10 protein-coding genes are annotated in these 12340 nt (G+C 61.2%); 5 read left to right on the top strand and 5 right to left on the bottom strand.

From position 1 onward, the window contains the following. Positions 1-105: 105 nt before the first annotated feature. Together LVJ94_26180 and LVJ94_26175 are read right to left on the bottom strand one after the other, a co-directional pair. Positions 106-594 (bottom strand): SRPBCC family protein, encoded by a 489-nt coding sequence (locus tag LVJ94_26180; protein ID WXB00398.1) that lies wholly within the window; start codon positions 592-594, stop codon positions 106-108. A 10-nt stretch (positions 595-604) separates the two neighbouring features. Beyond that, positions 605-970 carry a helix-turn-helix domain-containing protein gene (locus tag LVJ94_26175; protein WXB00397.1) on the bottom strand — a complete coding sequence of 122 codons (366 nt, stop codon included), beginning with the start codon at positions 968-970 and terminating at the stop codon, positions 605-607. A gap of 109 nt (positions 971-1079) precedes the next feature. Here LVJ94_26175 and LVJ94_26170 point away from each other — a divergent pair, with 109 nt between their 5' ends. Continuing rightward, on the top strand, positions 1080-1586 hold the full coding sequence (locus LVJ94_26170) for a J domain-containing protein (protein WXB00396.1): 507 nt from the start codon (positions 1080-1082) through the stop codon (positions 1584-1586). A gap of 209 nt (positions 1587-1795) precedes the next feature. Here LVJ94_26170 and LVJ94_26165 read toward each other — a convergent pair whose 3' ends face one another. Further along, positions 1796-2530 carry an EamA family transporter gene (locus tag LVJ94_26165; GenBank protein WXB00395.1) on the bottom strand — a complete coding sequence of 245 codons (735 nt, stop codon included), beginning with the start codon at positions 2528-2530 and terminating at the stop codon, positions 1796-1798. Between the two features lie 275 nt (positions 2531-2805). Beyond that, entirely contained in the window at positions 2806-3141 is a 336-nt protein-coding gene (locus LVJ94_26160) for a peptidase inhibitor family I36 protein (protein WXB00394.1), read from the bottom strand. Between the two features lie 504 nt (positions 3142-3645). On the opposite strand from LVJ94_26160, the gene LVJ94_26155 reads away from it, so the two are divergent. After that, the gene (locus LVJ94_26155; protein ID WXB00393.1) at positions 3646-6291 is read left to right on the top strand and encodes a protein kinase; all 2646 of its coding nucleotides are present in this window, start codon (positions 3646-3648) and stop codon (positions 6289-6291) included. Between the two features lie 11 nt (positions 6292-6302). Here LVJ94_26155 and LVJ94_26150 read toward each other — a convergent pair whose 3' ends face one another. Then, positions 6303-6935: an NAD(P)H-binding protein gene (locus LVJ94_26150; protein WXB00392.1), complete on the bottom strand. Its 633-nt coding sequence runs from the start codon at positions 6933-6935 to the stop codon at positions 6303-6305. A gap of 362 nt (positions 6936-7297) precedes the next feature. Between LVJ94_26150 and LVJ94_26145 the strand changes: the two genes are divergently transcribed. The 3 genes from LVJ94_26145 to LVJ94_26135 all read left to right on the top strand — a co-directional run bounded on the left by LVJ94_26145 (position 7298) and on the right by LVJ94_26135 (position 12104). Continuing rightward, positions 7298-9877, top strand: a complete 2580-nt coding sequence (locus tag LVJ94_26145) for a DUF4157 domain-containing protein (GenBank protein ID WXB00391.1) — start codon at positions 7298-7300, stop codon at positions 9875-9877. Continuing rightward, positions 9877-10974, top strand: coding sequence for a hypothetical protein (locus LVJ94_26140; GenBank protein WXB00390.1), 1098 nt, complete (start codon positions 9877-9879; stop codon positions 10972-10974). Before LVJ94_26145 ends, LVJ94_26140 begins: the two co-directional genes overlap by 1 nt. 140 nt (positions 10975-11114) lie before the next feature. After that, complete coding sequence (locus LVJ94_26135; protein ID WXB00389.1) at positions 11115-12104, top strand: nucleoside hydrolase; 990 nt, start codon at positions 11115-11117, stop codon at positions 12102-12104. Positions 12105-12340 lie beyond the last annotated feature (236 nt).

Here is a 12340-nt window from a genome sequence, read left to right as displayed (position 1 = left end):
TTTACACCACGGGAAGATTGCGCAAGATTGTGCGCGCGATTGCTTTCGATTGCTTACGCGCGCCCGGCCATCCGTTCGGCCATCAAGCGGCGTCGAGCTCGCGGATCACAGCCCCTTGTCGCTCAGGGTGGCGAGAAGCTCGTCCAGTTGCTCGAACGTCTCGTTCATCCCACCCGCCGTGCTCCCGGAAGCGATGGCACCGTCAAGAGCTTCCTTCGAGGGATAGAGGTCGTGCAGGACGACCAGCGTCTTGCCGCCTTTTTCCTCGAAGGTCACCGTGGTGACGGGCCCACCGTCTTCACCTTCCTCATTCGTCCAGACGAGGCGCGAGTGCGGTGTCACTTCGATGTACGTGCCGTAGAAAGCCATGGAATTGGAGTCGTCGTGGCCGAACACCAAACGGTACTTGCCGCCGACACGAACATCCATCTCGCAGGAACGCAGGGACACGCCTGCCGACTTTGGTACCCACCAGCGCTTGAACAGCTCGGGATTGGTCCACGCCTCGAACACGATGTGCGCCGGAGCGTTGACGGTTCGAGTGACGACGAGCTCACGCTCGGACTTCCGTTCCGCCGTCGTGCGGTTCTTCATGGGGGTGGGTTCACTCTCTTTTCTTGCGTCCATGGACTTTCTCCTTCCGTTTCAATTCCTCGACGACCTCATCCAACGCGTCGAAACGTGCGTCCCATAGCTGGCGGTACCTCTCGATCCATGCCGCCTCTTCCTCCAGACGGCGCAGGCCGAGCTTGCAGGTCCGTACGCGCCCGATCTTCTCCGTGGTGACGAGCCCCGCCTGCTCCAAAACGCCGACGTGCTTCTTCATGCCCGTGAGGGTCATGTGGAACTTCTCGGCAAGATCCGAGATCGAAGCGTCGGCACGTCCGAGTTGCTCCAGAACGCCGCGTCGGGTGGCGTCCGAGAGCGCGGCGAACGAGGCATCGAGGCGGGTCCTCGTATACTGAGCCATGTGGTTCAGTATCTAACGCACCGATTGGGGGCATGCAAGGGGGCGGCGCCCCCGAAATTCGTTCGAAGATCGGTGTGCGTGCACGTCGAGTGGGGCTATGACGTTGTCCGTGTCTCAGCTGTTCGCGCCGCTCTGCTCGATCACGAAGACCAAGCGCCGTCGCTTCTTTTGGGCGGTTTGGTCGAGCGGGCCCCCTACGCACGTGCCCTTCAGGAAGCCCGACGCCGAGGACGGCGGCGCGTCGACGCGGGAAGAAGCGCTGGCCGCCGCAGAGAAAAAGGTGGGCACGACGTTGACCGAGATCGATCCGCTCTGGGCTCGAGCCTGGATCCGAATCATTCGCGGGCAGGAGCCGTGGCCGACGAAGGCGAGCCGTGAACCGATCGGCGCGCGCACGAAGCCCGAACGTTCGACTTCGGGAGAGACCTCGATCTGGGAGCTCCTCGGCGTACCTCGCGATGCGACGGAGGCCGATCTCAAGGCAGCGTATCGCAAACGCGTGCTCGAGACCCACCCCGATCACGGCGGTGACGACGAGACGTTTCGCCGGATCGTCAGCGCATACTCCGAGGCCCAGCGCCGTCTTCGAAAGCCGCGACGCAAGGCGAAGGCATAGCGATCGCCTCCGTCGCTATGGCTCGGCGCTCAAGTAGCGGGTGGAAAGTCGTTCTTCCACGACCTCCCCGTCGCGAAGCGTAAGGCCGGGCATTCCGACGATTTCCGGCAGAATCTCACCGATGGTCGTCAAGATGACCCGAACTCAAGCGCGACCAGCCGCGCGTTGCCATGACATGACCATCTCATCGACTTCGTGCGGGAAGGCGTTCAGCGCGTGGCGAGCGGGCTTCGATATGGTGTGCGCCCAGGAGGCCACGGCCGCGGCAAACGAGTAATCGATGATCTCGATCGGAAATCCAAAACCAATTCTCCGGTGACGCCACTGGCGAGTAGCAATAGCGCTCCGCCCGCGCACATCTGCATGGCCGTGCCGAGCAGTGGGGAGCTCGGCAACTTTGCGCGGCGCGAATACAGTGAGCCTTCGGCCCAGGAGAGTGATGCCAACAAGAGCACGACCGTCCCGGCCAGATCGAAGTGACCGTCGCCCGCCGTTCCCGACGTCACGAGCACCCCCACGCCGCAAAAGCCAATTGCAAGACCGATGGCCGTCTTGCCTTTTGGTCTCGCACCCCCGTAGTGCAACCATTCCAACAACATCATCCATAACGGAACGCTGGCGATCAGCAATGCGGCCAGACTCGACGGAACCGAGCGTTCCGCCCACGTGATCCCTCCAACGCCGGCCGACAGCATGAGAATACCCACCACTGCCGCAGCGTACCAATTTTGGAGTGTTGGAGCCGGTGTGCCACGGAGCCGCGCCCATGCGTACAGCACGATGCCGGCGACGAGGAACTGAAGGCTTGCGACCAGAAACGGCGGTAGCGTCTCCACGGCGAAACGGATGCCCAGAAAGGTCGACCCCCAGATGAAGTAGACGGCGGCAAACGCCGCAATCAGAAGCGCCTTCGGGGGTGAACTTCTCGAATGCGATGCAGACAAGGTCTCTCCCAATTGGCACGAGGACGGGCTCGATTTAACTGGATTTGAGTCGTACTTATTTATTTACGAGATAAGCGATTTAGGGAAACTTTGCGCGAAACTCGGTCGAAGTATTTGCTGCTGCCTAACCCCCTTGTCGCTAACACATCCGTGCGACGTGGCCCCGCCAACTGAACGTCGCATGGGGCTATTGCCGCACAGTCGTCGCCGCGTGGGGGGGGCCGACGACGAGGGGAGCGGCCCGCAAGGACCACCCCCCCATTCATCGCGGCAGACTATTGTGGGAAATTAACGATATACGAAGCGAAACCCTCGGGGACGTTGTTCGCGTGGAGGGAACCAAGGACGTATGGATCTCCGGAGCAATCGGCCTTCCGGTAGAAGTGAATGTCACTGGCGGTTAGATTTTCTGCCGACTTCACGACAACATTCAAGTTGACGCAACTTGTCTTTACGGCGGGCACATCATGGCTCGGTCCGGTGAAGTTCAATCCGGGGTAGAGATGGATGACATCACCTGCCTCGTCGGCCATGGCTGGAGCGGCGAGCCCCACGGTGAGCAGGGTTGCTGGAATCGCCATCAATGCTAATGCGGAAGTAGGTATACGCACGATTGCCTCCCGGTCTTTATGGAAACCATAAATGTGTCAATGTCGGTGTGAGAAGAGACTTCCCCGAAGTTACGTCCAAATGTCGATCGTGAATATCGTCTTGCGAGCGATTTGCCAAATTCTGGCTGGACGAAATGGGGGGAATAACGCCGCGTTGGGCGAAGCTCTTCGTCCTCGATCGCGCCACGAAACATTAGGCTGCCGTTGCTGTAAACGGAACGCTCATCCCTTTTTTGCGCGCGCCGACACCCTCTGCCATATCCCATTTGCAACAAGCTCACGAAGTTTGCCGGCCTTAGCCGCGGGCATCGTCGGGAAGCAGGGACCAGCCTCATCGAGCTTTCCGTATGAGCCTATCGGTAGAACGGCGCACTCCGTGAACGGGTGTACGAGAGGGCCAGCGCTCGCGGTTTCGGATATCCATGTATACTCCGGGCGATGCCTCTTCGTCCGGGCGAGAGATTCAACCGGTATAGAATCGGAGAGGTCCTGGGGTCAGGAGGGATGGGGGTCGTTTACCGCGCCCACGATCCACGCCTTCACCGGTATGTCGCGCTCAAGCTCCTGGAAACGGATTGGGTGCCGGCGTTCGGAAACACCATTGCACGCTCCGTGCTCGTCATGCGCGAAGCGCGCGCGGCAGCCTCGCTCGATCATCCGAATGCGGTGAGCATCTTCGACGTCGGAGAAGAGGATGGGCAACCGTTCATCGCCATGGAGCTCATCGTGGGCCGGCCGCTCCGAGCCTTCGTGGGGGATATGACCATCCCTCTCGAGCGGCGATTGCGCTGGCTGCTCGATGTCGCGCGGGTTCTGGACGCCGCGCACAAGCGCGGATTGGTCCATCGCGATATCAAACCCGAAAACATCATGGTGCGCGACGATCAGGTCATCAAGGTGCTCGATTTCGGGATAGCGCGAGAATCCGCGTTGGCCGGACCCGATGCCCCCGGCGCCGAGCACGCCCATACCGAGCTCGCGCTGCCGGCGGCGATCCATTCACCGACAGTCGCCAAATCGATACGAACCGCCACCGTGGAGGGAACGCCGCTCTATATGGCCCCCGAACAGATGCGCGGCGAGTCTCCCGATGGTCGCTCGGACCAATTTGCATGGGGCGTCGTCGCCCACGAGGTGCTTACGGGCCGAATCCCGTGGGCATGGTCCGGGGATCTGCGGGTACTCCTCGCCGACATGGAGAAGGAGACGCCTCGTTTTTCGACGGCGGTGCCCGGGCTTGCGCCGGCCATTTACGACGTGATCGAGCGCGCGCTGGTGGCGGGGAAGGATCGGCGCTTCGAGAGTATGGCGCCCATCGTAGCCGCGCTCGAATCCCTCGCCGTCATCACTCCACGCGTGCCGGAACCGGTGCGTACCTCTGCCCCCGTCATGGGAGACATACCGCCCAATACGGGAGATTCACCGCCGAATACGGGCGGGCAGTCGCTGCCGCTCCCCAAACGAGCGAGACGATTCGCGCTTCTCCTCGGGTCGATGGCGCTCGTCGTGCTTCTCGTCGTGGCCCTGAGAGCGCGCGTCGCGGGGCCTGTCGAACAGATGGCGGCCCCACGCGCCCCGCTGTCCGAAGCCGCACCGGCTCGAATACCCATTTCCTCGAACGCGGAGGCCGCGGCGGCGTTCGATGACGGGATGCGTGCATACCACGATTCGTCGTTCGAAACGGCGCGTCTCGCCTTCGAGCACGCCGTCGAACTCGACCCACGCCTGGCCGCAGCACACCTGCGCTTGGGGATCTTTTATATATGGATCTTCGACCGCATTACGGATGCTCGAGAATCGCTTGCGCGTGCCAATGCCGCGCGCGAACTGCTCGACGAGCACGACCGCTCGTTGATTCACGCGATTGCACTTTATCTCGAACGGGAGCCGCCCGATTTCGAGGAGATGCATCGTCGGCTTTCGGCGGCGCTGGAGCAGTTTCCGAAGGACGCCGAGCTGTTGCTCTTCCAAACCTTGCTGTATTTGGAATCCGGCGGGCGCGACGAGTTGCTTCGTTCGACGGGGGAGTTCGTCGCAGCCACGCCCCCGTTCGCTGCCGCATCTTGGAATATCCGGGGGCTTGGGCTCCTGTATTCCGGGCGAGACGAGGAGGCTCTCGCCATGTTCGAACGCTGCTTGAACACGGCGTCCTCCACCACCTGCCTCGGAAACATCATGGAGGTCCATTCCCGACGCGGCGAATGTGAAAAGGGTGAACAGAATGCGCGCCGGCAGATCACGCTCATGCCCAATTCGCCGTTCGGCTACGCGCATTTGGCGGAGTCGCTCGCGGCACGCGGGCTCGCGCCTTCTGCCGTGGGGGAGGCGTTGCTGCAGAAATGGAGTCGCATTTCACCCGAACGACGTGACCGCGAACGCGCCGCCGACGAAGCGCACGTCGCGTTGTGGCACGGCGATTTCACGGCCGCGATCTCCAACGCCGATCGCCTGGAGCGTCTCGTCGCCGACGACGTCGAGCAAAAGTGGCACGCCGAAGCCGTGCGCCTCATGGTGGGTGCTCTGATGGAAACCGGCAGGGAGGCCGATGCTTCGAGGGTCAGCCGGGGCTTTCTCGCGCGCAAAGACGGATGGATGGCGGCTCCCTGGCGTCGGGAACGAATGCACGACGATCCGACGCCGCAGCTTCTCGAGGCCGAGCTGCGCGCGGGAACGTTGCATCGTGCAGACTTCGAGGCTGCGCGCGCAAACTGGGCAAAGCAATGGATCGAGCGTGCGCCACCCGCCCTGCGAAACTATGTTTGGTATTACGCGTACGCGTCGCTCGTTTCGACCGAGAGCGAAGCGGCCCAGGCGCTCGCCGTCGCGTCGAACTACGAGCCGCTACCGGCCTATCGCGACCTGGTCGAGGATGCGGCACCCGGACGCGCTTACCTGCTCGCAGGGCGACTGGACGAAGCCACGATGTCGCTGCAAACCGCCACACGCTGGTGCGATGTATTGTCCGAGCCTATCGTGCACACGCGCGCCGTGGCCCTGCTCGGACGCGCCCTGGAGGCAAAGGGCGATACACACGGCGCATGTGCAGCGTACAGCCAAGTACTCGCTCGATGGGGCGCTGCGCGCCCGCGAAGCGTCACCGCCGAAGAGGTAAAGGTGCGCGTCCGCGCGTTGGGTTGTCGCGCTCCTTGACGGGCGGCAACCTACGCGTCCTTCAACGCCCGCCGGATCGGAACGCTTCCGCCAACGAAGCCAATGGTCTTTCTCGAAATGCCGAGTTTGATCGCCTCGAGGGTCGTCCGTGCAACGTCCTGCCGTGCCACGAGCGGGGCATGCTCGAGCCGCATCTCGGTGACGCCGATCGTGCCGGTGCCCGGTTCGTCGGACAACGCGCCGGGCCGCAGAATCACGTAGTTGACCCCGGAAGCGATCACGCCGTCGTCGCCTTCGCGTTTCATCTGCGAGTAATGACGCAAGGATTCGATGCTGCGCTCGGGCCAATACGCGGACAGCGCGCTGATCACCAGGAGCTGTTGCACATGGTGAGCCTTCGCGTACTCGGCCGCCCGCACCACAGCATCGCGGTCGATCTGCTTCTCCTCGGCTTCGGTATCCGTCTCGGTCGAACCTGCCGCGTAGATGACGTGCGTGATGCCCTTGAACGCGCTGGAATAATCCCCAGTTAGATCGGCCCGTAGGACCTTCGCACCCGGCAGCAAGTAGCCCGGCCGGCGGACGAGCGCCGTCAACTCGAACTCCGGCTCCCCGACCAACGAATCCGCCAGCAAACGACCTGTGCGGCCCGTCGCACCAATCAGCAATACCTTCGACGACATGAGACCCTCCTGGCTTCGAGCTGGTTCGGATGGTATCCGACGGCGAGTCTACTACGTTGTGCTGTACGTGGTAGCGGCTATCTGGCGCGGCGCGAGGGTGCAGAGCGGTGACCGACGTTGCAATCGCATGTTGCAACTGCAACGTGCAACATGCCCAATTGTGCAACGTAGGGCCCTTTCTTGCGAGAATGCTCCGCAGGTCCGCAGTTTGCGTCTAAACCGTTCGCAGGATTCACCAAACGCCGGGACGTCGCCGAGGGAGAAGGCAAAATGGAGAGGCGCGCGAACGATCCGCAAGTGTATATGTTGGCGATGCGTTCGGTTTCCGACGTCATCATGAAGCTTGTCGTCCTCGGTGCATCATGAGTGGTGGCCGTGTGCTCTTGCATCGTCCCCGGCCCCAAACGGAAAACGCCGCGGCGGTTTCAAAGCCGTCTGCAAAACGTTCTCGGGCGCTCGACCCGCTCGAATCATTTCCGGAGATTGCGCCTCGCCGCGTTGATTTCTCGCGGGTTCCAGCACACAGTCCGATGGGACCGCTTTCGCACGCCGGCGGGGCGATGCAGCGAAAAGCCATGGATGGGGCAACCGCCGAGGCGCCTGCGGCGGTGGAGCGCGTGCTTCGTTCCCCGGGCCATCCTCTCGGTGCGAGCACGCGCGAGTTCATGGAGCCGCGGTTCGGCCACGACTTTGGCACGGTGCGTATTCATGACGATGCCGAAGCGCATGGATCCGCGCAGGCCGTGCGTGCTCGTGCGTACACGATGGGGCATCACGTTGTCTTCAATGCGGGACAATATCGCCCCGAGACCGCAGAAGGTCGCAAGTTGCTCGCTCACGAGCTCGTGCACACCGTGCAACAAGGCGCGTCGTCGAACCGCATCGCGCGCAAACCCTTGGACGAGGCAAGCGATTCCCCCGAGGCACGAGCCGAAACAGAACGGGTGGACGCGTTGGAGCAAAGGTACCGTGAGGAGCTCGTCATCGCGCGCCTCTCCGGCCGCTGGCAGCTCGTGGCGGAGGTGTTGAACGCCTTCAGTCCGGACGACATTCGCGCCCGCTTGGTGGAATTCAGCAATGCCGATATTCAGCTCCTGCACCTGGGCGCTCTGACGAATCCAAAGCTTGGGCCCAAATCCAATGTGGCGCTCCTTTCGGATAGGGACGATCCGAATAATGCCCTTGCCCCGCGTTTGTCTCCATCTTCCCGCAAAGGCGTCAGGCCGGTTGCAGAGGCCCCAAAAGAAGTCGCTTATGCGTTGAACCCCCGGCTCCGCTCAAAAGATTATCTGGCGCTCCTCGTCGAATCTCGTCGGACCAACCGCTGGCAAAAGACCGCCGAGGCGCTGAACGCGTTCAATGAGAAAGACATTCTGCTCCGCCTGATGCCCCTCACGGTGGGGGAGATTCACTCGATGTACATCGGAGCGGTGACCAACCCAAAGCTCGGTCCCTACTCCAATGTTGCCAAGCTGACTGTGCACGGGCTGCCACGCGCGAGCAAGGAGGAGCCTTTGGCAACCACGCTCGCGCCGGAGGTCAACCAATCCTACAGCGCAGTCGATCCCGAGCCCATCGTGCTCGACAACAAACTTCTCCCCAAAGAGATCCTCGTATCCTTTGGCGTCTCCGTGGCCAAAGGGGCCGCGCTGATCGCCCTCGCGGGGCTTGCCGTGGGCTCGGGCGGCGTCCTCGCAGGGGTCGCTTACGCGGCGCTCTGGGGACTCGGAACCTATGGCTTCGTCCAAGCCTACTCGGCGCGCCGACAAGAAATCGAGGCGGGCAACTACGACGTCAGCGTGGTGGAGAGCGGCTTTGAAGCTGCCGGCGACGTGGTCGGCTTCAGCCAACTCGTGGAGGGCATCACGGGACAACGGCTCGGAACCGAAGCCCTTCTCGATAGCCAAACCCGCTCCGAACAACTTGGTGAGGGCGTCGCGGGCATCGCTCTCACCACTTATGGCGGTCGTCTCTTTCAGGCCGCCGAAGTCCGTGGCCGCAGCTTGCGCTCGCAGTACTCGACGCCGCGGCGACCTTCGGGGCCAAATGGCAACGAGCAGACCCCATTGCCGACGGACACGGTGCCAAACGCACCTGTTGGCAATCCGGATGTTAATTCGTTCGAGTACAAGCTGTGGGAGCAGTTGCCTACCTCGGAGGAGCGGATTGGGTTTAGCTATTTCATGGAAAAACAGGGTGCAGCGCGTGAGATCACCGCCTCGAAAATGGATCTCCCTCGCGCTCGACGCGTTGCTCAAGACAAGTATGCAGTGTATCAAAAGCTTGTCGAGAAAGGCGAGGCCGCTGAACGAAAACGAGCCCGTGCCAACGATGATCCATTGGACCCACAACTCGCCTACAACGAATATATGGGCGATAACGTAATAAGTAAATATGAGTCCAAGCGAAGCCCGGAGAGAGAGATTTTGTTCCTTCGAGAGGTTTCGTTCTTTCGAGAAATTGCCAAAAGGACAGGCTGGCCCATCGAAGCCTTCGGGGACACCGCGTCCAAGATTGACTATCCCGGAATCGATGGTGTTGCGGACGTGGGAACTCTACGTAAACCCAATCGTCGGCCGGTATCCCTGAAGGACACTCCATCCACGGATGCTACGGAAGCCGTTCGCCTTTCCAAAGAAGCGATCGAAAAAGCCGCAGAACATTCGTATTCAGATGTTTTCGTTGAAATCAAGATGGGAAACCTCGAGATCAAGGAGGTGCAGAGTGCTTGGAACCTCTCGATCGATCCGCGGCGTCTCCTAAGCCAGGAGCAGCAGAAGTTGCGGTCCATGCGTATTGACTATCTGAGTAAAAATATTGCAGCGCAAATAACGTTCACATGCAAGGACGGCATATGGGCCGCGCCGAGGGCGTCCATACCAGCTGGCTTCTTGCCACTTAGCGGTGAAGAAAAGAACCGCGCTGTGGGAGGAGAACGCTGATGCCGCAGACGATTCGCTGCGCTTTCCCAAATGTCGATGAAGAGGAATTTTCTCTTTTGTTGGATCGGTGGCTATCCAACCAAGAAATCGATGTCGTCGAGCGTTTCAGCGTCTCCATGTCTGAATATGTACCTGTAGTGAGGCGTGCTTTGTCGTCCGCTTCAGAGTGTTTCATGTGGTCCGCGGAAATCGATGTCTTTGACGCTCCTCCTGTCATCAAGCTTTTGCAAAAGGTGGACAATTTTGGAAGATGGGATTGGCGCACGTTTCGAGGCTTGTCCGCGATGACCGGTGGACTCGCCGTCGCGATGGAAAATTATTCAATCCATTCCGATGAGGGCGCGGGAGCGTTCTATGCGGGGCGCACGCTCGAGCTGTTCGGTGGAGACGCGCATCACCGCTTGTTGGTCAAAAGGAGCCCGTATCAAAAGATCGGCGATTTCGACGGCGGTACTTGCCAATTATGGTTTTTCGATCGTTTCCGTGATATCGTAGGTGAGGAGTGGGATTATGTGGCGAGTTCAGTTGGTCTAAATGTACTTACTGTGGCTCGAAACAATCAGACGCGCGTGACTCGAAACGCCGCGCGATCGTTCATGGAAGAGCGACCATTGGCACAAGCCGTGTTCTCGCTCGGGAAGATGTCCATCGAGGAAGCCCATCGGCACTTTCGCGCAAGGGTATCCGAGCTCCGAGCTTCGCAAAAACTTGACCAGCAATGCCTCGAAGATGCGGCGACATGGCGGTGGAGGCTGCTCGACTTGGGGCACAAGGTCTGTGCGATCTTACAGCGGGAGGGGCCTCTCGATATCGAATTTCTCACGGCCATTGCGTCGGAGATGAAGTCCGAGGGCATTGCGATGGCCTTGTCTCCGAATGAAGAGCCATTCCAGTGGGTGCACTTTCACGAAGAGGGATCCGTAACGCAAGGTCGGAGCTTGGGGGCCAAGGCATTTTTCGAACACCTCAATCGAATCCTCAAATGTGCGCGATTCGAAGATTGCTCCCCCCCCGACTTCGAGTACATCAGTTACCCCGCCACCGCGTGCGGATTGCTTCGCTGGCCGCCCGGTGAGTCCGGCGAGGCTCTTTGGTAGCGAGCAACGTGCAAGAACGATGTACGCGCTGCACCCAGCGTGTACCACCGCTCTGAGCGAGCCTTCGTACGACAACCCTTTTCCAAGCAAAGCGTGATCGCGCCCTCGACAGAGCGGGCTGCCTCGGGCATCCCTTTCCTATGATGATGCGAAAGTGCGCCGCCGTGCTCGTGCTCGCTGCCGTGGCCTTCACGAGTCCATCGCTCGAGGCCGTCGAACAATGCGCCGTACCCCGCCCGATCCTCATCGACACAGACATTTGCGCCGCGGTCGACGACGTGGCGGCGTTGGCCATGGCCAATGTCATGCACAGCCGCGGCGAGGCGCGGTTGCTCGGCGTGCTGGTGAACACACGGGGGGACGCAGGGGCGGCCGCCGTCGACGTGGTGAATACCTATTATGGCCACCCGGATATTCCCATTGGTGCATTGCAACCCACCGATGCATCGGTATGCGAAAACTACGCGCACGATTACGCGAGCCGGCTCGTCGAGCGCTTCCCGCACGACCTCGCGGGAGGTTCATCCGCAGACAACGCCGTTCACTTGTACCGCAAACTGCTTTCCGCGGAGAAAGACCACAGCGTGGTGATTTTATCGCTGGGAGCGACGACGAACCTTTCCGCGCTGCTCGACTCCGGGCCGGATGAACACAGCGCGCTGCCGGGTGCGGCGCTGGTTCGGTCCAAGGTAGCTCGGATGGTGATGATGGGCGGGCAATATCCGCGCAGCGACGCCGCCGAGTTCAACTTCGCACTCGACCCGGCGAGCACGCGCCGCGTGATGCTCGACTGGCCGACGCCCCTGGTATTTAGCGGCGCCGAGGCGTCCGTAAAGCTCGGCAAGCGTGTATCGACGCAGGCTCCCGCCGACAGTCCCGTACGCGCGACCTTCGAGATTGGCTTCGGCGCCGGCATCGACAGTGACCTCTGGGACGTGCTTCCCGTGCTCTACGCTGTGCGGGGAAGCCGGCATTTCACGACCGTGCCATGCGGATTCAATCGAATTGCCGACGACGGCTCGAACGAGTGTGTCCCCGCATCGGGGAAGGACCAGCGTTACCTCCGGTTCTCGGATCCGTCGGGGCGCCTGACCGCGTCGATCGAAGACATGCTTCTCGGTGTGCCATAGAGCCCTTAGCCCAATCGATCAGCAGACGCTGGCTCGGGGCCATCCCGATCGGAGCCGCAAGGTTCGGTGTCAGGCCGTGTCAGAACGTATAGCCCAGCGCGCCACTCTTCGCGGAGGTGGTGCCTGGAGCGTGTTGGCGGAGGCGCGAAGTGATATCGAATGCGCGGGGAGGCGCCCCGTCCAACACGGGCGTGCTTTCTTGCGCCATCGACATTTACGTCGGGAAAGTAGATTTT

The sequence above is a fragment of the Sorangiineae bacterium MSr11367 genome (assembly GCA_037157805.1).
GTDB classification, from domain to species: Bacteria; Myxococcota_A; Polyangia; order Polyangiales; family Polyangiaceae; genus Pendulispora; species Pendulispora rubella.
The sequence above is the reverse complement of the archived record's forward strand: the minus strand, read 5'-3'. Positions and strand labels throughout refer to the sequence as shown.